Raw genomic sequence first — 24,447 nt, 5'->3', positions numbered from 1 at the left:
CACCGCCCCGCGCAAGCCCTAGTCCTGTGCATATCCCAGCGGTTTCAGGGCCGTGCGGATTTCGTCCAGGATGGCCGGATCATCAATCGTGGCGGGCATCTTGAAATCCTGACTGTCCGCAATCTTGACCATCGTCGCGCGCAGGATCTTGCCAGAACGGGTTTTGGGCAGGCGGTCCACAACGGCGACCAGCTTGAAGGCAGCGACCGGGCCAATGTCTTCGCGGACCATCCGGATGCAATCAGCGACGATTTCGGCGTCGGTCTTGGTCGTGCCCTTGTTGGTGCAGACAAACCCCATGGGCAACTGCCCCTTGAGCGCGTCACCTACCCCGATCACGGCGCATTCGGCGACATCGGGGTGATTGGCCAGGATTTCCTCCATGGCGCCGGTGGACAGGCGGTGACCGGCCACGTTGATGACGTCGTCGGTGCGCGCCATGATGTAGAGATAGCCGTCTTCGTCAATCATGCCCGCATCGCCGGTTTCGTAATAGCCGGGGAATGTGGTCAGATAGGATTTCACGAAACGGTCCTCGGCGTGCCACAGGGTGGGCAGCGTGCCGGGGGGCAGGGGCAGCTTGATGGCGATGGCGCCCAGCGTGCCGGGGGGCACCGGGTGTCCGGCCTCGTCGAGGATCTGCACGTCGTAGCCGGGCATCGCCACTGTGGGCGATCCGATCTTGACTGGAAGGGGTTCGATCCCCGCAGGGTTGCCTGCGATGGTCCAGCCGGTTTCGGTCTGCCACCAGTGGTCATAGACCGGCACGCCCAGAATACGTTGTGCCCATTGGATCGTGTCGGGGTCGGCCCGTTCGCCCGCCAGATAAAGCGCGCGCAGGCAGGAAATGTCGTAATCCTTGATCAATTCGCCCTGCGGGTCTTCGCGTTTGATCGCGCGGAATGCGGTGGGGGCCGTAAAGAACGACCGCACGTTGTGTTCGGAAATCACCCGCCAGAAGGTGCCCGCATCGGGGGTGCCGACAGGCTTGCCTTCGAACACCACGGTGGTGTTGCCGTGGATCAGCGGGCCGTAGCAGATATAGGAATGGCCCACGACCCACCCCACGTCGGACGCGGCCCAGAAGACATCGCCGGGGTCCACGTTGTAGATCGCCTTCATCGTCCAGTTCAGCGCGACCAGATGTCCCGCAGTATGGCGCACCACGCCCTTGGGTGCGCCAGTCGTGCCAGAGGTATAGAGGATATAGGCCGGATGGTTGCCGGGCACGGGGACGCAGTCGGCAGGGGTGACACCGTCCTGCACCGCGTGCCAGTCGTGGTCACGGCCCGGGACCAGATCGCATGGCTGCTGGTCACGTTGCAGGATCACGGTGAAATCGGGTTTATGGCTGGCCATGTCGATTGCGCCGTCGATCAGGGGCTTATAGGCCACGATGCGCCCCGGTTCGATCCCGCAGGATGCGGCGATGATCGCCTTGGGGGTGGCATCGTCGATCCGCACGGCCAGTTCATGCGCCGCAAACCCGCCAAAGACGACCGAATGGATCGCACCCAGACGCGCACAGGCCAGCATGGCGACCAGCGCCTCGGGGACCATGGGCATGTAGATGATCACCCGGTCGCCCATTGTCACGCCCTTGTCGCGCAACGCGCCCGCCAGTGACGCGACCTGATCTTTCAGTTCGGCAAAGGTGATCTGCGCCTTTGTCCCGGTGATCGGGCTGTCGTAGATGATGGCGGCCTGATCGGCGCGGCCGTTTTCCACGTGGCGGTCCACGGCGTTATAGCAGGTATTGACCGTCGCATCGGTGAACCACTCATAAAGTGGTGCGCGGCTGTCATCGAGCGCGTGTGTCGGCGGGGTCACCCAGTCGATGGCTTTGGCTTGTTCCATCCAGAACCCTTCGGGGTCTTTCTGTGCGGCGGCGTATACGTCTGCGTAACCCATGGTATTCCTCCCTCACGGTGTTGGAAATGTTTTCGCGGGTTTCGGGCAGGGGGGCAAGCCTGAGTGCAGGCATCACGGGCAGAGTTGTAAATTGGTTTACACAGTCACGGTGGCCTGCGGCCAGCGGGGCTGTCTGCCCCGCACCCCGAAGGTATTTTTGAACAGAAGAAGGGGGGCTGACCCTAGCGGTCGGTGTCGCGGGAATAGCGCGCCCAGTAGTCCTTGATCCATTTGACGGGGAAAAAGCCGAATTTTTCGGGTGTGCCCCAGCGTTTGAAGGGGCCTTTGGTCACGTCTTCTGGGTTTGGGGTGCCGTGAAAGATCACCACATAGCTGTTTTCGGGACGTCGGATCGGGCGCACCAGATTGACCGGGAAATGAAAGACGAGGCTTTTCTTGAAACTCAGGATCCAGCCCTCGGGCCAGCACTGCCGGTCGTTTGCATGATGGTGGATGTAGTCCTGATCGTTGTTTAACTCTTGCACCTCGGCATAGGTCTTGTCGTGGAAGGTTTCGAATATGTGGTTCTGGGTGCCGGCGATGAAGCCAACGACCGAGGAATTGGACAGCAGTGGCTTGCCAAAGATGGAGGGAAACAGGCGTGGTAAGGTATCTGGAATTTCCCGCATGATATGCAGGCCGCCCTGGGCGCGCAGGCGGTCGATCATAGGGGTCAGGTCGCGCAGGACCACCACATCGACATCCATCATGATAACTGGCGTGCCGGGGGCGGCGATACCCGGCGCAAAGGCCGAGAGTTTGGGCCACATACCTTTGTGCCAATCAGATTGGTCCATACGGAACGGGGGGATCGGTTGCGTTTCAATGCCTTTCGCCAGTCCGACGGGGTCGTCTGTCAGGCAGATAAAGCGAAATGGCGTCGTCACCAGATCTGACAGTGCACGGAACAGGATGTTGGTATACTTGCAGGGATACCCCTTACCCCATTTGAAGCATAGAAAGACAGGCCTCTGCACCTCATCCATAATGCGCAACCGGTGTTCCGGCGAGCGCGGACATGTTCAGCAGGCCCCGCGCGGTGATCGCAGGCGTAACGATGTGGCATCGGTTGCCCATACCCATCAGGATCGGCCCCACCTCGAGGCCGCCGCCTTTCATTTTCAGGATGTTGCGCACGCCTGAAGCCGCATCGGTATTGGCAAAGATGAGCGTGTTGGCCGCACCTGGCAAATGCGCCTCGGGGAAGACGCGGGCGCGCAGGTCGACATCAAGGGCAGTGTCGATATGCATTTCGCCCTCGTAGGCGAAATCGCGGGGTGCGCTGTCAAGGATCTCCATTGCTGCGCGCATCCGGCGGCCGGTGTCGCAATCGAGATTGCCGAACTGGCTATGCGAACAAAGCGCGATTTTCGGCTCCACTCCGAAGCGGCGCACGTGGCGTGCCGCCCCGATCGCGGTGTCAGCGATCTGTTCGGGGGTCGGTTCGGGGTGCACCTGCGTGTCGGCCACGAAGAGAGGACCGTCTTCGAGGATCATCAGTGAAAGCGCGCCTACCGGATGCAGATCGGCGGTGCCAAGGATTTGCGTGACATAGTTCAGATGCCACAGGAATTGCCCGAACGTGCCGCAGATCAGGCTGTCGGCCTCGTTGCGGTGGACCATGACGGCGCCGATGGCAGTTGTATTGGTGCGCATGATCGCCTTGGCCAGATCGGGGGTAACACCCTTGCGGGCCATCAGGCTGTGATAGGTTTCCCAATAATCGCGGTAGCGCGGATCGTTTTCGGGGTTCACGATCGAAAAATCCACGCCGGGGCGTATTTTCAGGCCCGCGCGTTCGCAGCGCTGGGCGATCACATCGGGACGACCGATCAGGATGGGTGTGTCGGTGGTTTCTTCCATGATCGCCTGGGATGCGCGCAGCACGCGTTCATCTTCGCCCTCGGCAAAGACGATACGGCGGGCGGTGCTGCGGGCAGCGTCGAACACCGGGCGCATTATCATCGCGGATTTGAAGACGGACCCGTCGAGTTTCGCCTTGTAAACCTTCATGTCGGCGATGGGCCGGATCGCCACGCCGGTATCCATCGCGGCCTGCGCCACGGCGCTTGCCACCACCCCCATAAGGCGTGGGTCAAATGGTTTGGGGATCAGGTAATCGGCGCCAAAGGTCAGTTTTTCGCCCTGATAGGCGGCGGCGGCCTCGGCGCTGGTGGTGGCGCGGGCAAGGGCGGCGATGCCCTCGATACAGGCGATTTTCATCGCGTCGTTGATGTCGGTGGCACCCACGTCCAGCGCCCCGCGAAAGATAAACGGAAAGCACAGCACGTTGTTGACCTGATTGGGAAAATCGCTGCGGCCGGTGGCGATGATGGCATTTGGGTTCACCGCGCGGGCGGCGTCGGGGTCAATTTCGGGGTTGGGGTTGGCCAACGCGAATATAATTGGCACATCGGACATTTTGGCGACCATATCGGGTGTCAGGACGCCCGGCCCTGACAGCCCAAGAAACAGATCCGCCCCGGCGATCACGTCGTCCAGCGTGGCGGGTGTCGTGCCTTGGGCATAAGCCGCTTTTTGCGGTGTCATGTCCGCCGCGCGGCCCTGATAAACCAGCCCTTCGATATCGCACAGCCAGACGTTTTCGCGTTTGACCCCCAGTTTCAGCAGCATGTTCAGGCAGGCGATCCCCGCCGCACCGCCACCGGTGCTTACGATCTTGATGTCTTCGAAATTCTTGCCTGCGACCCGCAGTGCGTTGGTGGCCGCAGCCCCCACGACAATGGCGGTGCCGTGCTGGTCGTCGTGAAAGACGGGGATGTTCATGCGTTCGCGGCAGATCTTTTCGACGATGAAACAGTCGGGGGCCTTGATGTCCTCCAGATTGATCGCGCCGAATGTGGGTTCCAGCGCACAGACAATTTCGGCCAGCTTTTCAGGGTCGGGTTCGTTCAGTTCGATATCGAAACAGTCGATATTGGCGAATTTCTTGAACAGAACCGCCTTGCCTTCCATCACCGGTTTGGACGCCAACCCACCGATATTGCCCAAGCCAAGGACGGCGGTGCCATTGGTGACAACGCCCACCAGATTGCCGCGCGTGGTATAGTCTCGGGCGGTGTCGGGGTTGGCCTTGATTTCGAGACAGGCCTCGGCGACGCCGGGGGAATAGGCGCGGGACAGGTCACGGCCGTTCGCCAGAGGTTTCGTCGCGCGAATTTCCAGTTTTCCCGGCTTGGGGAACTGGTGATAGTCAAGGGCGGCCTGCCGTTGGCTGTTTGCTGTTTCGTCTGCCATGGGTCACTCCAGGATATGGTTTAACGTTAAACCATTTTCATTCCGCAAGGGAAGGTTGCCACGTGATTAATCACGGATCGGGGGCGACATGCAATCTATTCGGGGGTCGGTCTTGCGCGTGCCGAAGCAATAGCCCGGCGGGCCGCGGGCAGGGCGGCGGACAGGACGGGCACGCCAAGGTCGGTCAACCGGTCCGTCGCGGCTGCCATCGACGCCTGCGCCAGCACGATGCAATCAACCGGACCGTTGCGCGCGATATCAAATCGGATTGCGGTTGCGATGGCGGCCGCATAGCGGGTCAAGTCACCGTTTTCGAAATGCCCCCATGCGTCGTCACACAAGAGCAGACGTGCTCTGGTCGCGCCGCAATCGGCCACAAGGTCTGATGTCGCCTTTCGTGTGCTTTCAAGGCAGATCGCAACAAGGGGGACAGAACCAAACGCGCTGGCCTGTTCCATCATCGGCCGGTCGATGCGCAGCACATGGGGCAGGTCCAGTTCATCGACCAGCGGACCAAGGGTTGAACAGGTGCAAACCACAGCATCAGCCGCCGCAAGGGCATGCAAGATCGCCCGGGTGTCATTGCGTACCGATGCCAATCCGTGGGCCCGCGCGCGGTCAAGCAGGGACGGGTCAACCTGATGGGTCACCGTGGCCCGCGGCGCCAGTGCGGCCATCAGTGCGTCAAAGGTCGCGACATGCACATCAGCGGTGTGCAGAAATGAGATATGCATCATGCCCCCTTGTGCAACGGATATTTCACCGGTTCACTGCGGGCAAGACCCGCTTGCAAAGCGGATGCCGCCGCGACAGGATCTGCCCAATGACACAGCCATATGATATCCGCGCAGAAGTACCCCTGCCAACCACCGACTTGCGGGCCGATCTGGGATTTTTTGGTCAGACCCTGGGGATGCGGCTGGACATGATCTATCCTGCGGATGATCCGTCTGTGGCGGTTTATTCCGGCTATGGGTTGCGGGTGCGGTTGGAACAGGGCGGCGGCGTGAACCCCGGACTACGGATTTTGACGGATGATCCGGATTTTGCCCAAGGCGCGAAAAATCTTGTGTCGCCTGGCGGCACGCGGGTCACGGTGGTCGCGCTGAATGCGCCGCTGGAGTTGCCGCCGACAGATCACGCTTTTGTCGTGCGGCGTCTGGCCGATCAGGCGCCCTGGGTTATTGGACGCGCTGGCATGCAATATCGCGATCTGATCCCTGACCGCCTTGGCGGGTCCATCATTGCCAGCCATATCCGTATACCCGATGGCGGCCCGGTGCCGGACATGGTGCATTTCCACCGGGTCGGGTTTCAGCTTATCTTTTGCTATCGTGGGTGGGTCGATGTCGTCTACGAGGATCAGGGCGGCCCGATCCGCCTGACGGCGGGCGATTGTTTTATCCAGCCCCCCGAAATCCGCCACCGCGTGCTGGAGGCATCGGATGGGATCGAGGTGATCGAGATCGGCGTGCCCGCCGAACATATTACCGAAATTGACCACGACATGACCCTGCCAACCCCGCATCTGCGCCCCGATCGCGAATGGCAGGGCCAGCGGTTTGTCTACAACAAGGCCGCAGATGCCGATTGGCAAGCCGCCAGGCTGCCGGGCTTTGTCAGCCGCGACACGACCATCGCCGCCAATACGCGCAATGTCGCGGGGGTGAACGTGTTGCGACGCGGGCAGGGTGAACCGCAATGGTCGACCCATGACGCCGACATCCATTTCACATTCGTGATGGAAGGCACCATGACATTGCAGGGCGAAGGAAAAGACCCCTATGCGCTGGCCCCCGGCGATGCCTTTGTCATTCCGCCGGGGATGGCGACACGCTATGCCGATCCGTCAGACGATCTGGAACTGTTGGAGGTCACATTGCCGGGCGTCTTTGGCACGGATCAAAGCCCCTGATCGATATTCAGTTCGTTGCGCAGCTCTGCAATGCGCGTGATGGCCTGACCTTGGGTCAGCCCTGCGTCAAAAGGTTCGCCTGCGTTTTCACACAAGACGCGCAGCAGGTCGGCCTGATCGCCGGTCATTGGTGCATCCGGATCGTGCGGCGTTGAAAAATTGGGATCATCAAGCACTGATTTGGGGGGAACGGCCATGGCTGATTTCCTTTCATGTTGGCGCAAAGCGGGCGTGTGGGCTTTTGGGTAACGATCTTGCCCACTTGCATAAGGTTGCGCGCAGGGCCAGTCTGACCGCAGAAAAAACGGAGCCGACATGTCACTTATCGAAACCGCGCGCAATGTGCGCGAAAACGCCTATGCCCCTTATTCGAACTTCAAAGTGGGGGCTGCTGTCAAGGGCGCATCGGGCATCGTCTATGCCGGCTGCAACGTCGAAAATGTCGCCTACCCCGAAGGCACCTGTGCCGAGGCGGGGGCGATTGCCGCGATGATCGCCGCAGGTGATACCCGCATCACAGAGGTCGCGGTGATCGCAGACTGCCCCAAACCCGTCAGTCCCTGCGGTGGATGCCGTCAGAAAATCGCGGAATTTGCAGATGGCGATGTGGTGGTCACGCTGGCCACGACCGGCGGGGTGGTTCAGGCAACGACAGTGGCCGCGCTGCTGCCTGACGGGTTTGACGCCGCACACATGCGCAACGCCTGATTTGGACGCTCGCGCGATCATAGCCGCGGTGCGCCGCAATGAGGCGCCGACGTGCGAAGACCTTGCATGGTTTGCGGGTGGTCTGGCCTCGGGTGCTGTCAGCGATGCGCAGGCGGGGGCCTTTGCCATGGCGGTCTGCCTGAACGGCCTGTCCGATGCTGGCCGCGTGGCGCTGACGCAGGGAATGCGCGACAGCGGCGATGTGCTGGCGTGGGATCTGCCCGGTCCGGTGCTGGACAAACATTCCACCGGCGGTGTGGGCGATTGTGTGTCATTGATCCTTGCGCCTGCGCTGGCGGCTTGCGGCGTCTACGTGCCGATGATCTCGGGGCGTGGGCTGGGCCACACCGGCGGCACGCTGGACAAGCTGGAGGCGATACCGGGACTGTCTGTGGACGTGACCGAGGAGCAATTGCGCGACATCGTGGGCCGGATCGGCTGTGCCATCGTCAGCGCCACCGGGCGGATAGCACCCGCGGACAAACGGCTTTATGCCATCCGCGATGTGACCGCGACAGTCGATAGCGTCGATCTGATCACCGCCTCGATCCTGTCCAAGAAACTGGCCGCCGGTCTGCAAGGGCTGGTGCTGGATGTCAAGGCGGGCAGCGGGGCGTTCATGAAAACCCCAGACGAGGCGCGCGTGCTGGCCCGTGCGCTGGTTGATGCCGCGAACGGGGCAGGGTGCCCGACAGCGGCCCTGATGACTGATATGAACGTACCGCCGGCCCCGGCGCTTGGCAACGCGGTCGAGGTGGCGGTGTGCATGGAGGTGTTGGCGGGCAACCGCGCTGCCGCCCCGCGCCTGCATGATCTGACAATCGCGCTGGGCGCGCGTCTGCTGGCGCTGCACGGCGAGGCTGAAGATGCTGCCACCGAAAAGATGCAACAGGTCATCGCCAGCGGCCAGGCAATGGACCGTTTCGCGGCCATGGTCACGGCCCTTGGCGGCCCGCCCGACATGGCCGAAGACTGGCGCACGCATCTGCCGTCGGCACCGATCGTTGGGGATATCACCGCGCCCGCAGCCGGCCACATTACCGCGATAGATGGCGAGGCACTGGGCCTTGCAGTGGTGGGCCTTGGCGGTGGGCGGAAGGTGGAAACCGACCGGATCAACCCCGCCGTGGGGCTGACAGATGTGGTGGGGCTGGGCGATTATGTGGAACGCGGCCAGCCGCTGTGTACCGTTCATGCCGCCAGCGAAGACGCGGCAGAGGCCGCAGCACAGGCGGTGCGTGCGGCCATCACGATTGGCGACGCCACTGAAACCGGCCCGCTGATCATCGAAAGGATATCGTGATGCCGCGTGCATTTTTGATTGTCATCGACAGCGTCGGCATTGGCGGCGCACCGGATGCGGACCAGTTTTTCAACGGCGACGTGCCTGATACGGGCGCCAACACCTTGGGCCACATCGCGCAGGCAATCGATCTGGACCTGCCCACGCTGGATGCGCTGGGGCTGGGGGCGGCGGTGAAACTGGCCTCGGGTCTGGATGCGCCGGGTCTTGGCACAACGCCCACCGGTGCATGGGGTGCCGCGACCGAAGTGTCGCAGGGCAAGGATACGCCGTCGGGCCATTGGGAACTGGCCGGTGTGCCGGTGCCATGGGAATGGCACACCTTTCCCGATACGCAGCCGGCCTTTCCCGCTGAACTGACGGCCGAGATTTGCGCCCGCGCGGGAACAGCGGGCATCCTGGGCAATCGCCACGCCTCTGGCACAGTGATCATCGCGCAGGAAGGCGCGCGCCACATCGAAACCGGCTGGCCGATCTGCTATACCTCGGCGGACAGCGTGGTGCAGATCGCCGCGCACGAGGATCATTTCGGCCTGAACCGTCTTTATCAACTGTGCCGCGATCTTGCGCCGACGCTGCACGCGATGAAAGTGGGGCGCGTAATCGCGCGGCCCTTTGTCGGCGAACCCGATACCTTCAGACGCACCGCCAACCGCAAGGATTTCGCGATTGCGCCGCCCGCGCCCACGATCTGCGATTATGTCCATGACGCAGGCCGCACCGTACATGCGGTGGGCAAAATCGGTGATATTTTCTCGATGCGCGGTATCGACGACCTGCGCAAAGGGGCGGATGCGGCGCTGATGGGTCACATAGGCGATTTGGTGGATGAAGCCGCCGATGGGGCGTTTATCTTTGCCAATCTGGTCGAATTCGACAGCGAATATGGCCACCGCCGCGACCCTGCGGGCTATGCCGCTCACCTGGAATGGTTCGATGCGGCGCTCGGGCGGCTTTTGCCCCGTCTGCGCCCCGATGATCTGTTGATCGTCACCGCCGATCATGGCAATGACCCTACGTGGACGGGCACCGACCACACCCGCGAACGGGTGCCGGTATTGGTGTATGGGATTGGCGCACGGGCATTGGGGCAACTGGCCTTTACCGATGTCGCGGCCACTATCGCAGAACATCTGGGCGTGGCCTATGCAGGCAAAGGGAAAAGTTTTCGATGACAGTCAAACAGATGCCCAAGGTCGAACTGCACACTCACCTTGAAGGCTGCGCGCCACCTGCGTTCATCGCCGGGCTGGCGCGCGAGAAAAAGATCGACATCAGCGGTATTTTCGATGCGGACGGCGGCTATGCCTTTCGCGACTTCAATCATTTCCTCAAGGTCTACGAGGCCGCCTGCACCACCCTGCAAACCCCCGATGATTTCCGCCGCCTGACGCTGGCGGTGTTGGAACAGGCTGCGGAACACGGCGTCGTCTATATGGAAACCTTTGTGTCGCCCGATTTCTGCGGCGGCGGCGATCTGGCGGCGTGGCGGGACTATCTGGCAGCGATGCAGGATGCCGCCGACCAGGCAGAGGCGACGTTGGGTATTACCCTGCGCGGCATCGTTACCGGCATCCGCCATTTCGGCCCCGATCAGTGCAAGGTCGCAGCCCGTTGCGCGGCCGAAACCAAGGGCGATTTCATCACCGGTTATGGTATGGCCGGTGGCGAAATGGCGGGCCGTCCGGGCGATTACGCCTATAGTTTCGACATGGCCCGCGAGGCAGGCTTGCACCTGACGTGCCATGCGGGGGAATGGGGTGGTGCTGCGATGGTGCGCGATACCATCCGCGATCTGAAGGTCGAACGCATCGGTCACGGGATCGGTGCGATTGATGACCGCACCCTGCTGCAGGAGATTGCCGAGAAAGACATCGTGCTGGAGGTTTGTCCCGGGTCCAACGTGGTGCTGAAGGCCGTGACCGGCTGGGGCGCGCACCCGATTGCAAAGCTGCGCGATGCGGGCGTTCGGGTGACCGTGTCCACCGACGATCCGCCATTCTTTCACACCACCATGACAGATGAATATGCGATGCTGACCCGCACCTTTGGCTGGGATGCGGATGATTTCACAACCCTGAATGAAACGGCGCTTGCCGCCGCGTTCTGCGACGAAGCCACCCGCGCCCGTGTCGCCAAAAAACTGGAGCCCGTCACATGACCGAACACCTGACCCACGTTACCCACCCGCTGGTGCAGCACAAACTGACGTTGATGCGCCAGAAAGATACCTCGACGGCAGTGTTCCGGCAATTACTGCGCGAAATCAGTATGTTGCTGGCCTATGAGGTGACGCGCGAACTGCCGATGACGACCAGAAATATCGAAACCCCGTTGCAGGAGATGGATGCGCCGGTGCTGGCGGGCAAGAAACTGGCGCTGGTGTCGATCCTGCGGGCGGGCAACGGGCTGCTGGATGGTATCCTTGAACTGATCCCGTCGGCACGGGTCGGTTTTGTCGGGCTGTACCGGGATGAAGAAACGCTGCAACCCGTGCAGTATTATTTCAAGGTGCCCACAGAGTTGGAGGATCGGCTGGTGATCGCCGTTGATCCGATGCTGGCCACAGGCAATTCATCGGCTGCCGCTGTCGATCTGTTGAAAAAGGCGGGGGCCACGAATATCCGTTTCCTGTGCCTGCTGGCCGCCCCCGAAGGCATCGCCCGCATGAAAGAGGCGCATCCCGATGTGCCCATCGTCACGGCGGCGATTGACGAAAAGCTGAATGAAAAAGGCTATATCGTGCCTGGTCTCGGGGATGCGGGAGACCGGATGTTCGGCACCAAATAACGGTTAAAGCGCGCCCAATTCTGTCAGTATCGCTGACAGTTCCTGCCGCACAGGTTGATCAAGCGGCAAGAGCGGGCGCGGCGGCTCTGCGTTGGTCAACCCGGTCAGATTTGCCGCCGCATAGACCACCCGCAAGCTGCCGTGACGCTTGAACAGCGTCCAAAGGGGGGTAAGTCGGGCATCAAGCGCGCGCGCCGCGGTCGCATCACCGGTTTGTGCGGCCCGTGTCAAGGCCACCGCGTGCGCCGGCAACACACCGGCGAGTACGCTGAACCAGCTGTCCGCACCGGCAATCAATGCCGAGGCACAACCCCAATCGCCGCTATAGCCGATGATGAAATCCGAGGGCAGAGCCTGCCGTAACCTGTGCAGGTCTGTCGCCAGATTGGCATCGGCGGGCAGGGGCATCTTGACCGCAGTGATATTTTCCACGGTTGCCAGCCGCGCCAGCAGGTCGGTGCCAAAGCTGAAATGCGTGGTGCCGGGGTTATTGTAGATGCACAGCGGCAGATCGGTCGCACCGGCGACCGCGACAAAGTGCTGATAAACCTCTTCTTCTGTCAGGGGCGTATAGGACATGGGTGCCAGCAAAAGCCCATCGGCACCCGCATCCCGGGCATCGCAGGCAAATGTCCGGGCGTCATCCGTCCGCAGTGCACCGACCCCGACAATAAGGGGCGTTTTGTCCGCGATACAATCCGCGGCGGCCATGATCGCGCGGCGACGTTCCTGCCGGGATAGATAGGCATAGGTCCCTGTGCTGCCCAGCAGGCCGATGGATGAAACGCCATCGTGCACAAGCGGCTTTAGCAGGCGGCAAAGCGCATCCGTGTCCACCTGACCGGCGTGATCGGCGGGGGTGATCGGAAAGGCGGAAACGCCCTGAAAAAGATTACGCATCGGTTGTTCCTTTACGTGTCAGGACAAGCTGGCCACTGCGGTGGTTCAAGTATTGCAGATGTTTTGCAGGCTGACCCATTCATCATCGCGCAGAATCAGGGGCAGGGCCGTTTGTGTCACTGTGTCTGGTGCCAATGTATCACCGCGCACAGTCGCCACAGCATTATAGGGCGCGACGGGCACCTGTGCTGCGGCAAAGGCGGTGCGCAGTGTTGCGGCATCGGGGCGTGCCGCCTCTCCTGCGATCACGCGCGCGGCGTGGGCCTGCAACACCTCGCTGGGCAAATCCCCCGTTGTCAGCAACCGAAAGGTCACGCGCAGCCCCGCACTTTGCAGGATCTGTTCCAGCGGATCGACCCTGAAACGTGCACTGCGGGCCGACAGAATGTAACCGGCGACAATGGCCGGATCATCCGCTTGTTCCAGCAATGTACGATCCAGTGCGATGATTCCGCCGGGCAGGGCGGCTGCGCCTTGCGGCAGGCCCGGCAAGACAACGATGCGTGCATTGCTGCCGGTCCCCAGCAGGCGGGTTACCAAACGCCCTGCCGCCGTGACGCCCGCAGGGTGCCTGCAGACTGTGCCGGTTTCGCGTTGAATATGGCCTAGCACGGTGGCTCCGATCTCGACCCGTTTCGACATGGGCACAACGGCGAGCGTCTGCCGCGTCAGGGCACCGGGCAGCCAGAATACCGCAATGGCGACGATCAGTGCAGCAAACCCGGCCGTGATCAGATGGCGCAGCTTGCCAGGTTTCGGACGCGTCTTGCCAAGGGCCGCGCGGACTTGTTCGATGGCGTCGATCATCAGCTCATCGGCAATCTCCAGCGTTTCGCTGGCGTCCTCGTCCGGGGCATAGACCGCGGGGTGCGCCTGCGGGTTCTGGCGCAAAAGTGCCGGCAGCGACCAATGCGACAGGGGACGCCCAGAATGATCTGACATCACCAGCGTTGCGTCACCGAATGAAACCGTGACATCGCGACGTTGTGCATCAGACCCCGCCCGCCAGAGACCGTCACTTTCCAACCGCACGTATTTCTCAAGTGCTGTCATTGTCCGAACTGCCCTTTTTCACATACGATACAGACCAGCCGTGGCAATGTCATGCCGGTAATGGTCTAGAGCGTCCTGGCCAGTTTGCGGAGTTCGAATTTCTGGATCTTGCCGGTCGATGTCTTGGGCAATTCCTGAAACACAACCTTCTTGGGGCTTTTGAACCCCGCCAGACGACTGCGGACAAAGGCGATCAGTTCTGCCTCATCCGCTTGCGCGCCTTCTTTCAACTCGACAAAGGCGCAGGGCACCTCGCCCCATTTGTCATCGGGCTTCGCCACGACCGCGCACAGGTTCACCGCCGCATGGTGCATCAGCGCCCCCTCTACCTCGACCGAGGAGATGTTTTCACCACCTGAAATGATGATGTCCTTGGCCCGGTCGGAAATCTGGATCGCGCCATCGGGATGCTGCATCGCGAGATCTTCGGAATGGAAATAGCCGCCCTTGAATGCTTTTGCAGTGGCATCGGGGTTTTTCAGATAGCCCTTCATCACCGCATTGCCGCGTATTACGATCTCACCTTGGGTGGCGCCGTCCATCATGACCTGTTGCATATGGTCATCCACGACGGTCACGTCTTCCATCATCGGCATGGCAACGCCCTGGCGGGCCTTGATCGCAGCCTGTTCATCGGCGGGCAGGCCGTTCCAGGCGTCGTCCCAGATGCATTCGGTCACATGGCCATAGGTTTCGGTCAACCCGTAGACCTGTTTGACGTCAAACCCCAGCTTGCCGATGGCGGCCAGCGTGGCGGCGGCGGGGGGTGCGCCTGCGGTAAATACATACACCACATGATCAAAGGCACGGCGGTCTGCATCCTTGGCATTCACGATCAGGTTCAGCACGATGGGCGCGCCACCGAAATGGGTCACACCTTCGTCTGCGATGGCGGCATAGATATTGGCCGCCGTGATGTCGCGACAGCAAATCGCGGTGCCACCCAGCGCGGGCAGCATCCATGTGTGGTTCCAACCGTTGCAGTGAAACAGCGGCACGATTTGCAAGTAGCGCATGAACAGCGGCAATTCCCACGATATCGGCGTGCCCATCGTCATCAAATACGCCCCCCGATGGTGGTAAACCACGCCCTTGGGCCGTCCGGTGGTGCCGGATGTATAGTTCAGCGCAAGGCTTTCCCATTCGTCCTGCGGCATGATCCATTGGAAATCTGCATCCCCCGAGGCCAGGAAATCCTCGTAATCCTGTTGTTCACCGATGGCGGGCACACCGGCCACCGGGTCGGGCACCTCGATGATCAGGGGGGCAGGCGTGTCCATCAGGTCGATCGCGGCCATGACCAGTGGCAGGAACTGGCTGTCCACCAGTGCAACTTTTGCCTCGCCGTGTTCCAGGATATAGGCGACCGTATCTGCATCCAACCGCGTGTTGATCGTGTTCAGCACCGCGCCACAGGCAGGCACGGCAAAGGATGCCTCTGATTGGGCGGGAATATTGGGCAGGATGGTGGCGACGACATCACCTGGCGCGATGCCCACTTTACTTAGCGCGGAAGCTAACTGAGTAACACGGCGGTAGTATTGCGTATATGTCAGGCGGGTCGGGCCATAAACCAATGCCTCACGTCCGGCAAAGACCGCCGCTGCCCGTTGCAGATGCGAAAGCGGCGTCAGCGGAACGTGGTTCGCCGCAGATCTGCCCAGGCCCGTCTCATCGCGCATCCAGCCCATCGGTATGTCCTCCCCTTGCTGGCGGATATAAGACGAGAGAATCTGCCGCTCTGACAAGTCTGAATTGTCTGACAATTAAGATTTTTGCAGTGGCGCACCCCCGCTTCGGGGATGCGCCCGTGTTGTTCAGGCCGCTTTGGCGTCTTGCCCGAAGCGTTTGTAGAACTCTTGGCCCTTGTCAGCCATTTCGCGCAGCAGGGCGGGGGTGGTGAATCGTGGGCCGAACTGTTCGGTCAACTGGTCACAGCGTTCGGCGGCGTAGGGCGCGCCGATGATATCGAGCCAGCTGAACGGACCGCCGGACCACGGCGCAAAGCCCCAGCCAAGGATCGCACCGACGTCGCCTTCGCGGATGTCTTCCAGCACGCCTTCTTCCAGTGCACGCACGGCTTCCAGCACCTGCGCGAACAGCAGGCGGTGCTGCACGGTCACAAGATCGGGCTGGTCGTCTGCGACGGGGTATTGCGCGGCAAGCCCGCCCCAAAGACCCTGGCGCTTGCCCTTGTCGTCGTAGTTGTAGAAACCCGCGTTGGATTTGCGGCCCAGCCGGCCCTCGCCCTCCATCCAGAACAGCACCTCATCCACCTCGCCATCAGGGTAGGCGTCGCCCATCGCAGCCTTGGTGGCCTTGGCGATTTTCACCCCCAGATCGACAGATGTCTCATCAACCAGTTGCAGCGGGCCAAGCGGCATGCCGACCAATTTCGCGGCGTTTTCAATCAGGGCGGGTGCGACCCCTTCCTTCACCATGCGGATGCCTTCGTTGATATAGGGAATGATGCAGCGGTTGGCGTAGAAGAACCGTTCATCGTTGACCACGATCGGTGTCTTGCGGATCTGGCGGACGTAGTCGAGCGCCTTGGCAACGGCAACGTCACCCGTTTGTTCGCCCTTGATGATTTCGACCAGCAGCATCTTGTCGACGGGGGAAAAGAAGTGGATGCCGATGAATTTTGCCGGATCGTTGCTGGCACTGGCCAGTTCGGTGATCGGCAGGGTCGACGTGTTGGTCGCAAAAATGCAATCTGGGCCGGTGACGGCCTGCACCTTTTTCGTGACATCGGCCTTGACCTCGACATCTTCGAACACCGCCTCGACGATCAAATCGCAATCTTTCAGCGCGGCATAATCTGTCGTTGCGTTGATCAGGCCCAGCACGGCGGTTTTCTTGTCCTCGGTCACCTTTTTGCGGGCGATGCCCTTGTCCATGTAGGCGGCGGTATAGGATTTGCCCTTGTCAGCCGCTTCCTGCTTTGCGTCGATCAGCACGACTTTGATGCCCGCCAGCGCGGATACAAGCGCGATTCCAGCGCCCATCATGCCCGCACCGATGATGCCGACCTGTTTAACCTTCTGATCTGGCGCTTCGGGACGGTTTGCGCCTTTTTCCAGCGCTTCCTTGTTGATGAAGAGGCTGCGGATCATCGCGGCAGAGCTTGGGTTCATCAGGACGTTGGTGAACCAGCGCGCTTCGATCTTGAGCGCGGTGTCGAATGGCACCAACGCGCCTTCGTAGACGGCTGAAAGCAGGGCCTTGGCAGCAGGGTAGACGCCCTGCGTCTTGCCGTTGACCATGGCAGAGGCACCGACGAAGGTCATGAAACCCGCCGGGTGATACGGCGCTCCGCCGGGCATCTTGTAGCCTTTTTCATCCCAGGGTTTCACGATTGCAGGGCTCGACAGCACCCATTCTTTCGCGGCGGCGACCGGATCAGCGACGACTTCGTCGATCACGCCAGCGCGTTTGGCCCCGTGGGGATCGTTCAGCTTGCCTTCGAGTAGCAGGGGCGATGCGCCCATCGCGCCCAGTTTTCGCGACAGACGTGTCGTGCCGCCCGCACCGGGGAAAATCCCCACCAGGATTTCCGGCAGGCCGATCTTGGCCTTGGGATTGTCGGCGGCAAAGATGCGGTGACAGGCCAGCGGGATTTCCAGACCGATCCCCAGCGCCGTACCGGGCAGCGCGGCTGCAATCGGTTTGCCGCCCTTGTTGGTCTTTGGGTCCATGCCCGCGCGTTCGATCTTGCGCAGGATTGCGTGCATCCCCATCAGGCCTTCAAACAAGCCGCGTGCCGGATCGTCGCCCGCGCTTTCCTTCATCCGGGCGATCACGTTCAGGTCCATGCCCCCTGCAAAGGACCCTTCCTTGCCGGACGTGAAGACGATGCCTTTGACAGCGTCATCGGCCAACGCGTCATCGACAAGGTTTTCGAGAAGCGGCCATGCTTCCATCGACATGACGTTCATGGATTTGCCCGGCACGTCCCAGACAATTGTTGCGACGCCATCGGCGTCCTTGGTCATTGTGAAGTCGGTCATCAAAAGGTCTCCTTCAGAGGTCTTTGGCAGGATCGGCGCGCCGCGCCCGATCGGTCTGTGTTTCTTGATTTCTTGTAAAGAAAAGGGGCCATTGGTCGCGGGTCATACCCGTGGTCACGCGGGTCGCGCGCCACATGTTGCCTCGCTTTTGCAACGTCATCGCCGATGCGAATGGCGGCATGGTGCGTGCGCCGTTCGACAGGATTTCGGTGCGGTAGTTCCCGACAACCATATCCGGCGCGACCCTTTCAATGCTGTCTGCAATGCGGATCATATCCGTTACGCGGTGGATGCGCAGCATGTCGACCCATGTGTCGAATTTCAGCCGCAACGCATCGACAGTCTCGATCTGGCTTGCGTGACCGTCACTGACGATTTCCAAGGGCAGGGTGACCGCGTTTTCATAGACATCAAACTGATTGGCAAAGAAAGCATCGCCGACTTCATCAAGCCATTGCTGAAAGAAGATTTCGGCCATGTATTCTTGCCCCCGTTCAGACGCGTTCGATGATTGTGGCCGCACCCATGCCGGATGCGATGCAAAGCGTGGCAAGACCAGTGCCTTTGCCTGTCCGCTCCAGTTCGTCCAGCAGGGTGCCGATGATGATTGCACCGGTCGCCCCCAGCGGGTGACCCATGGCGATAGAGCCGCCGTTCACGTTGACGCGGCTGTCATCGACGTTGAACGCCTGCATAAAGCGCAGCACGACGGATGCGAAAGCCTCGTTCACTTCGAACAGGTCGATATCGCTGATCGACATGCCTGAATCCTTCATGATCTTTTCAGTGACAGGCACGGGGCCGGTCAGCATGATCGTCGGATCGGTGCCGATCTTGGCGGTGGCACGGATGACGGCGCGGGGCTTCAGGCCCATCGCTTCGCCGTATTCCCTGGACCCGATCAGAATGCCTGCGGCACCGTCCACGATGCCGGACGAATTGCCGGCGTGGTGGATATGGTTGATCCGTTCCAGATGCGGGTATTTCATCAGGGCGACCTTGTCGAAGCCGGGCATGACTTCGCCCATGGCCTGAAACGCGGGGTTGAGCGATCCGAGCGTTTGCATGTTGGTTTCGGGCCGCATGTATTCGTCGTGATCGAGGATCGGCAGGCCGTTGATGTCGCGCACGGTCACGATGGATTTGGCGAAACGGTTGTCGTCCCATGCGGCCTTGGCGCGCTTTTGGCTTTCCATGGCAAGCTGGTCGGCCTGATCGCGTGTAAATCCGTATTCGGTGGCGATGATATCGGCGGAAATGCCCTGTGGGACGAAGTATGTGTCCATGGCAATCGACGGATCAACGGCAATCGCCGCGCCATCGCTGCCCATTGGCACACGACCCATCATTTCCACGCCACCGGCGATATAGGCCTGACCGGCCCCGCCGCGCACCTGGTTGGCGGCAAGGTTCACCGCCTCCATTCCGCTTGCGCAAAACCGGTTGATCGCCAGACCGGGGATGGATTGGTCTAGATCCGAAGCCAGCACCGCAGTCCGCGCCAGACAGCCGCCCTGTTCACCGACTTGGGTGACATTGCCCCAGATCACGTCTTCGACCGCGTGACCTTCAAGGTTGTTCCGTTCCCTGAGGGCATTCAGCACACCCGCAGACAGGCGCGCGGATGTCACCTCGTGCAGGCTGCCGTCCTTGCGGCCCTTGCCGCGCGGTGTGCGCACGGCGTCATAGATATAGGCTTCGGTCATAGTGTCCTCCGGTTCAGTCCGCATCGCCCAGGGCGCGCGGCATCATGTCATAGGGGTGTTTCCAGCCGGGCTGGGCGGCGATCCGGTCCAGCCAGTCGTCGATGTTGGGGTAATCGGTGCGGTCGAAGGTGAAGTCTTCGGTGTAGAAAAGGTAACCGGCGCAGGCAATGTCAGCGATCGTAATGTCCTCTCCTGCCAGCCAGTCGCGGTCTTCCAGATGGGTTTCCATGATCTTGAGCGCGGATGCCAGACGCATCGCCAGAAAGGCATTCACGTCGGCGTTGCGCTTTTCTTCGGGCAGGAAGTTCATGTTGAACCGCAGGGGGCCGGCGATGCCGGACACCTTGTGGTTGTCAAAGAACATCCAGCGCAGAACCTCGCGGCGTTCGGCGGCAGATTTGCCACCCAGCTTGCCGGTCTTGGAGCTGATGTAATCCTGAATGACGCCAGATTGGGTCAGCACGGTGTCGCCGTCTTCCAGCACCGGCACTTCGCCCATGATGTTCAGCGCGCGGAATTCGGGGGTGCGGGTCGCGCCCTTGAAGAAATCGACGAACACAGGGTCCCATTCCGCGCCTGCAAGTGTGAGGGTCAGCGCGACCTTGTAGGCGTTTCCGCTTTCGCCAAAGCAATACAGTTTCATGGTCATGGTGCAGGCCTCCCAACCCTGGTCGTTGACGCCAGTTGCGTCGGCAGGGGGCACGATTATCGCGCCCCCCGGGGGCAGCTTAGAAGCTTGATGCGTCCAGCGCCATGACCGTATCGGCCCCGGTGTTGATCCGTGCCAGGTGCATGGCGGTCGCGGGCAGTTGGCGCGCCATGTAGTAGCGGCCGGTCGCGATTTTTGTTTCGTAGAAGTCGGTGTCGGATGCGCCGCCTTCCAGTGCTTCCATCGCGGCCTTTGCCATGCGTGCCCACATCAGCCCAAGGCAGACGTGCCCCATCATGTGCATGAAGTCATAAGACCCCGACAGCGCGTTGTTGGGGTTCTTCATGCCGTTCTGCATGAAGTACATGCCAGCAGCCTGAAGATCCTTTGACGCGGCTTTCAGCGGATCGAGGAAATCCTTTTTCAGCGCCGCGTTGCCGTCGTTTTCCTTGATGAAGGTCTTGATCATCTCGAAAAATGCCATGACGTGCTTGCCGCCGTCCTGTGCGAGTTTCCGGCCCACAAGGTCCAGCGCCTGCACGCCGTTCGCGCCTTCGTAGATCATCGCGATCCGGGCGTCGCGGGCGTATTGGGACATGCCCCATTCCTCGATGTAGCCATGACCGCCATAGACCTGCTGGGCGGCGGTTGCGTATTCGAAACCCTTGTCGGTCAAAAAGCCCTTGATGACGGGGGTCATCAGCGAAATCAGGCCGTCGGCATCTGCGTCATTGTTCTTGTGCGCCCGGTCGATCAGATAGGCCCCCCAGAAGGTGAATGCGCGCGCGCCTTCGACGAATGATTTCTGGTCCATCAGATTGCGGCGGATATCAGGATGCACGATCAGCGGATCGGCGGGGCCGTCGGGGTTTTCAGCCCCCGTCACAGCGCGCCCTTGCAGGCGGTCATTCGCATAGGCCACTGCGTTTTGATAGGCGCTTTCGGCTTGGGCGTAACCTTGCAGGCCGACGCCCAGGCGGGCCTCGTTCATCATGGTGAACATGGCGCGCATGCCTTTGTGTTCTTCACCCACTAGGAAACCTGTCGCCTCGTCATAGTTCATCACGCAGGTGGAATTGCCGTGGATGCCCATTTTCTCTTCGATCTTGCCGCAGGCGACGCCATTGCGCGCGCCAAGGCTGCCGTCGTCGTTGACCATGAACTTGGGCACGATAAACAGCGACACGCCCTTGATGCCTTCGGGGCCGCCCTGAATTTTGGCCAGCACAAGGTGGATGATGTTGTCGGCCATGTCATGTTCACCGGCCGAGATGAAAATCTTCTGGCCGGAAATCTGATAGCTGCCATCGTCCTGCGGGACGGCCTTGGTGCGCATCAGGCCCAGATCGGTGCCGCAATGCGGTTCGGTCAGGTTCATGGTGCCGGTCCATTCGCAGGTGACCATTTTTGGCAGGTATTTCTGTTTCTGTTCGTCCGACCCGTGGGCGTGGATCGCGGAATAGGCACCATGGGTCAGGCCCTGATACATGTTGAACGCCATGTTGGCAGACACGAACGGTTCCTGCGCTGCGGTGTGCATCACGTAAGGCAGACCCTGACCGCCATATTCGGGGTCGCAATCCATTGCGGTCCAGCCGCCTTCCTTCATGTGCCGGAACGCGTCTTTGAAACCGGTTGGCGTGCGGACCACGCCGTTTTCCATCACGCAGCCTTCGGTATCACCCACGACGTTCAGCGGATGCAGGATCTCTGTCGCGACCTTGCCGGCCTCTTCGACAACAGCACCGGTAAAATCAGCGTCCAGGTCTTCAAAGCCAGGGATGTCCTGTTCGCTGACGCGCAGCAGGTCATGCAGCACGAACTGAATGTCTTTGGTCGGGGCATTGTAGATCGGCATAATTCTCTCTCCGTTATGTCGTCGGTGGCGCGGGTATCAGGCCGCTGTCGATTTCCGCTTGGCCAGTTGGGCCAGCTTTTCCGCCCCCCAGACCATCTGTTCTTTCAATTCGCTGATGGCTTCTTCCAGTTCGGCCTTCTGTGCCTGCATGTCGGCCAGATGACGTTCGGCCAGCTCATAGGTCTTTGACAACTGCGCCTCCTGGCCGTCGTTCATGTGATACAGGTCAAGCAACTGGCGTATTTCCTCGAGCGAGAATCCAAAGCGCTTGCCGCGCAGGATCAGCTTGAGCCGTGCGCGATCGCGCTTCGTGAACAGGCGTTTCTGGCCTTCACGGACCGGAAACAACAATTCCTTTGCCTCGTAAAAGCGCAATGTGCGTGGTGTGACATCGAAAGCGTCGCACATTTCGCGGATGTTCAGTGTATCGGCAGTCATCGTTGTCGTCCTCAAGCATGTGGTGTCATGCCATTGAAATGCGGGCTTGAGGCTATTGATACAAGAAAAGCTGACGTTAACGTAAACGTAACGTGGCGTCATTTCAAAAATGACGAAAGGTCAGCAAAGGTGACGCAGGGGCACGCGCAATTTTATACTGTTATCGCTGGCCGGTCAGCCCAGCGACCTTGCGGTTTCATCGCGCAGGGATTTCAGCGCGGCCATTGTATCTTCGAGCTGTTTTTTCTGTTCCGCCAGTTCGATCATCTGCTTGTCGGCCAGTGTGATCCATTCGCGCATCTGCGCCTGCGTGCCGTCATGTTCATAGATCAAGAGCCACTGGCGGATATCCTCCAGCGCGAAACCAAATCGCCGCCCCCGCAAGATCAGGGTCATACGCGCCAGTTCCCGCGGGCCATAAAACCGGGACCGACCGTCCTTCTCGGGTGACAGCAATTCGATGTATTCATAGTAGCGCAGGGTCCGCGGCGTCACATCGAACTTTGCGCACATTTCCTTGAATGAAAGCCGGTTTTCGGACATCTGGCACCTCCGCTTTGTTAACGTAGCGTTATGATCCCAGAGGGGCAACGGCTGATAGTATCCTCAGTTCATGAAACCGGGTGCGAAGAAATAGAAACTGTAAGCTGCAATCAATGCGGGTATCGTCGAATAGACCGTCGCCCATATTGCGGCCTTGGGATTCAGCGCAATCGCCGGAAACAATGCATCGCCGTCGTTCGAAATCGCATTACCCATCAGCGCGGCAAACGGGATCAGCCCGTTGATATACAGCGTGGTCACCAAAACTTGCGGCCCGCACCCTGGGACAAGTCCGATCAAGACACCGATCAACGGCAACAGCGGTGCGACGGTGCTGAATGTCGATTCCAGATCGACGCCGGTAAATGTCACAAGGTAATCGTAGGCCAGATAGGCGCCAATCACCCAGACAGAGATAAAGGCGGTTTCCTCGGCCATCCGCGTGACGGGGCTGTCCATGTTGTTTGTCATCGCCTTCAGCTTGGAGGTGGACCAGATGAACAGCCCCAGGGCGGTGCCGACAAGGCCCACGACAGTCACCAGATCGCCATAGACCGCTTCGATATCAGCGCCCGTGATCTGTGTCACACCCATCACAAGCCCGGGGGCAACCAGCGCCATAAACGCATAGTCTTTTGTCCGTGTGCGCCCGATCAGTGTGGCCATTTCGCATTGGGCCGCCGTATCAACGGCCATTTTGTCACCGGCAAGGAAATCGACCACCCAGCCGGACAAAATACCGATGGCAAAGGACAGCGGCAGCACCACGATCGCTGCATCCGGCCGTGTCGCAATCAGCAGGAACGCCGCATCGCCCATGGTTGCGGTCAGCGCCGCCACCACCGCGCCAAAGCCCACGTTGCCAGATGAATAGGCCGCAACAACAACAACCGCCCCGCCGCAGCCCGGGGTTGCCCCCAGCAGTGCCGCAAGCGGCACCTGCCAGCCTTTGGCCGTTTTCAGCGATTGCCCGATATCAAACTTGAAAAGCCGCTCGGCCCCGTAAAACAGCAGCAGCGTCGCCGCCACAAAGGCAGACACCTGCACATAGGCATCGACCATCAGCCCGCGCGTCAGTTCCCCCAACGTGCCCGGGGCAATCGCAAGTCCAAGCAGGATCATGCCGACCATAAGCCGCTTGGCGCGGAATGGGCCAATCTGGGGCTGCAAGGCGACCGAAGGCGGATTTGTCGTTGTGTCCATGATGCGGCTTTCGTTTTGCGAACAATTCTCAATCGCAGATATAGCACTTGCAGTCCGCCCGGCAAGTGCCAAGTTGGCACCAATTCGCTCGGCTCACGAAGGAATGAGAATGTCAGACACGCAAAAGACCCGCCGCGAGCTGCTTGCCCGCAAATTCATCGAGGCGATCCCCCATGCGCAGGCCATGGGCATGGAGGTTGAA

Annotated in this window: 22 protein-coding genes; 6 read left to right on the top strand and 16 right to left on the bottom strand. The window is 60.7% G+C overall.

Translation table 11 applies throughout. From position 1 onward, the window contains the following. Positions 1–18: 18 nt before the first annotated feature. The 4 genes from ACTG4B_RS03215 to ACTG4B_RS03200 form a co-directional block, all read right to left on the bottom strand. Complete coding sequence (locus ACTG4B_RS03215) at positions 19–1,911, bottom strand: propionyl-CoA synthetase (protein ID WP_439154244.1); 1,893 nt, start codon at positions 1,909–1,911, stop codon at positions 19–21. A 182-nt stretch (positions 1,912–2,093) separates the two neighbouring features. Further along, entirely contained in the window at positions 2,094–2,897 is an 804-nt protein-coding gene (locus ACTG4B_RS03210; RefSeq protein ID WP_439154336.1) for a hypothetical protein, read from the bottom strand. Further along, positions 2,890–5,169, bottom strand: coding sequence for an NADP-dependent malic enzyme (locus ACTG4B_RS03205; protein WP_439154243.1), 2,280 nt, complete (start codon positions 5,167–5,169; stop codon positions 2,890–2,892). The genes ACTG4B_RS03210 and ACTG4B_RS03205 overlap by 8 nt, the downstream gene beginning before the upstream one ends. A 95-nt stretch (positions 5,170–5,264) precedes the next feature. Continuing rightward, positions 5,265–5,903: a hypothetical protein gene (locus ACTG4B_RS03200; RefSeq protein WP_439154242.1), complete on the bottom strand. Its 639-nt coding sequence runs from the start codon at positions 5,901–5,903 to the stop codon at positions 5,265–5,267. Positions 5,904–5,992: 89 nt separating this feature from the next. On the opposite strand from ACTG4B_RS03200, the gene ACTG4B_RS03195 reads away from it, so the two are divergent. After that, on the top strand, positions 5,993–7,084 hold the full coding sequence (locus tag ACTG4B_RS03195; RefSeq protein ID WP_439154241.1) for a cupin domain-containing protein: 1,092 nt from the start codon (positions 5,993–5,995) through the stop codon (positions 7,082–7,084). Here ACTG4B_RS03195 and ACTG4B_RS03190 read toward each other — a convergent pair. After that, positions 7,072–7,281, bottom strand: a complete 210-nt coding sequence (locus ACTG4B_RS03190; protein ID WP_439154240.1) for a DUF3072 domain-containing protein — start codon at positions 7,279–7,281, stop codon at positions 7,072–7,074. The two genes, ACTG4B_RS03195 and ACTG4B_RS03190, sit on opposite strands and share 13 nt — an antisense overlap. A 118-nt stretch (positions 7,282–7,399) precedes the next feature. Here ACTG4B_RS03190 and ACTG4B_RS03185 point away from each other — a divergent pair, with 118 nt between their 5' ends. From ACTG4B_RS03185 to upp, 5 genes are read left to right on the top strand one after another with little or no spacing between them, the layout of a single operon-like run. Then, positions 7,400–7,792 (top strand): cytidine deaminase, encoded by a 393-nt coding sequence (locus ACTG4B_RS03185; protein ID WP_439154239.1) that lies wholly within the window; start codon positions 7,400–7,402, stop codon positions 7,790–7,792. 1 nt (position 7,793) lies between these two features. Further along, the gene (locus ACTG4B_RS03180; RefSeq protein WP_439154238.1) at positions 7,794–9,095 is read left to right on the top strand and encodes a thymidine phosphorylase; all 1,302 of its coding nucleotides are present in this window, start codon (positions 7,794–7,796) and stop codon (positions 9,093–9,095) included. Further along, positions 9,095–10,270 (top strand): phosphopentomutase, encoded by a 1,176-nt coding sequence (locus ACTG4B_RS03175; RefSeq protein WP_439154237.1) that lies wholly within the window; start codon positions 9,095–9,097, stop codon positions 10,268–10,270. Before ACTG4B_RS03180 ends, ACTG4B_RS03175 begins: the two co-directional genes overlap by 1 nt. Continuing rightward, positions 10,267–11,256 carry an adenosine deaminase gene (locus tag ACTG4B_RS03170; RefSeq protein ID WP_439154236.1) on the top strand — a complete coding sequence of 330 codons (990 nt, stop codon included), beginning with the start codon at positions 10,267–10,269 and terminating at the stop codon, positions 11,254–11,256. The genes ACTG4B_RS03175 and ACTG4B_RS03170 overlap by 4 nt, the downstream gene beginning before the upstream one ends. After that, positions 11,253–11,885, top strand: coding sequence for a uracil phosphoribosyltransferase (upp, locus tag ACTG4B_RS03165; protein WP_439154235.1), 633 nt, complete (start codon positions 11,253–11,255; stop codon positions 11,883–11,885). The genes ACTG4B_RS03170 and upp overlap by 4 nt, the downstream gene beginning before the upstream one ends. Before the next feature lie 3 nt (positions 11,886–11,888). On the opposite strand, the gene ACTG4B_RS03160 is transcribed toward upp, so the two are convergent. The 11 genes from ACTG4B_RS03160 to ACTG4B_RS03110 form a co-directional block, all read right to left on the bottom strand. Further along, positions 11,889–12,785 carry a dihydrodipicolinate synthase family protein gene (locus tag ACTG4B_RS03160; RefSeq protein ID WP_439154234.1) on the bottom strand — a complete coding sequence of 299 codons (897 nt, stop codon included), beginning with the start codon at positions 12,783–12,785 and terminating at the stop codon, positions 11,889–11,891. Positions 12,786–12,830: 45 nt separating this feature from the next. Next, positions 12,831–13,838, bottom strand: coding sequence for a hypothetical protein (locus ACTG4B_RS03155; protein WP_439154233.1), 1,008 nt, complete (start codon positions 13,836–13,838; stop codon positions 12,831–12,833). Positions 13,839–13,903: 65 nt separating this feature from the next. Next, a complete protein-coding gene (locus tag ACTG4B_RS03150; protein ID WP_439154232.1) occupies positions 13,904–15,529 on the bottom strand; it encodes an AMP-binding protein in 1,626 nt (541 codons plus the stop codon). A gap of 126 nt (positions 15,530–15,655) precedes the next feature. After that, the gene (locus ACTG4B_RS03145; protein ID WP_439154231.1) at positions 15,656–17,848 is read right to left on the bottom strand and encodes a 3-hydroxyacyl-CoA dehydrogenase NAD-binding domain-containing protein; all 2,193 of its coding nucleotides are present in this window, start codon (positions 17,846–17,848) and stop codon (positions 15,656–15,658) included. 13 nt (positions 17,849–17,861) lie between these two features. Continuing rightward, positions 17,862–18,326 carry a hypothetical protein gene (locus ACTG4B_RS03140; RefSeq protein WP_439154230.1) on the bottom strand — a complete coding sequence of 155 codons (465 nt, stop codon included), beginning with the start codon at positions 18,324–18,326 and terminating at the stop codon, positions 17,862–17,864. A 16-nt stretch (positions 18,327–18,342) separates the two neighbouring features. Next, positions 18,343–19,554, bottom strand: coding sequence for an acetyl-CoA C-acetyltransferase (locus ACTG4B_RS03135; RefSeq protein WP_439154229.1), 1,212 nt, complete (start codon positions 19,552–19,554; stop codon positions 18,343–18,345). Between the two features lie 13 nt (positions 19,555–19,567). Beyond that, on the bottom strand, positions 19,568–20,203 hold the full coding sequence (locus ACTG4B_RS03130; RefSeq protein ID WP_439154228.1) for a glutathione S-transferase family protein: 636 nt from the start codon (positions 20,201–20,203) through the stop codon (positions 19,568–19,570). A gap of 79 nt (positions 20,204–20,282) precedes the next feature. Beyond that, positions 20,283–22,061 carry an acyl-CoA dehydrogenase C-terminal domain-containing protein gene (locus ACTG4B_RS03125; protein WP_439154227.1) on the bottom strand — a complete coding sequence of 593 codons (1,779 nt, stop codon included), beginning with the start codon at positions 22,059–22,061 and terminating at the stop codon, positions 20,283–20,285. 36 nt (positions 22,062–22,097) lie between these two features. Next, on the bottom strand, positions 22,098–22,499 hold the full coding sequence (locus ACTG4B_RS03120; protein WP_439154226.1) for a MerR family transcriptional regulator: 402 nt from the start codon (positions 22,497–22,499) through the stop codon (positions 22,098–22,100). Between the two features lie 174 nt (positions 22,500–22,673). Continuing rightward, positions 22,674–23,042 carry a MerR family transcriptional regulator gene (locus ACTG4B_RS03115; RefSeq protein ID WP_439154225.1) on the bottom strand — a complete coding sequence of 123 codons (369 nt, stop codon included), beginning with the start codon at positions 23,040–23,042 and terminating at the stop codon, positions 22,674–22,676. A 63-nt stretch (positions 23,043–23,105) separates the two neighbouring features. Beyond that, positions 23,106–24,245, bottom strand: a complete 1,140-nt coding sequence (locus ACTG4B_RS03110) for a putative manganese transporter (RefSeq protein ID WP_439154224.1) — start codon at positions 24,243–24,245, stop codon at positions 23,106–23,108. Positions 24,246–24,447: the final 202 nt, after the last annotated feature.

Source organism: Yoonia sp. (genome assembly GCF_965660735.1).
GTDB lineage: Bacteria > Pseudomonadota > Alphaproteobacteria > Rhodobacterales > Rhodobacteraceae > Yoonia.
This window is presented reverse-complemented; position numbering and strand designations above follow the sequence as displayed.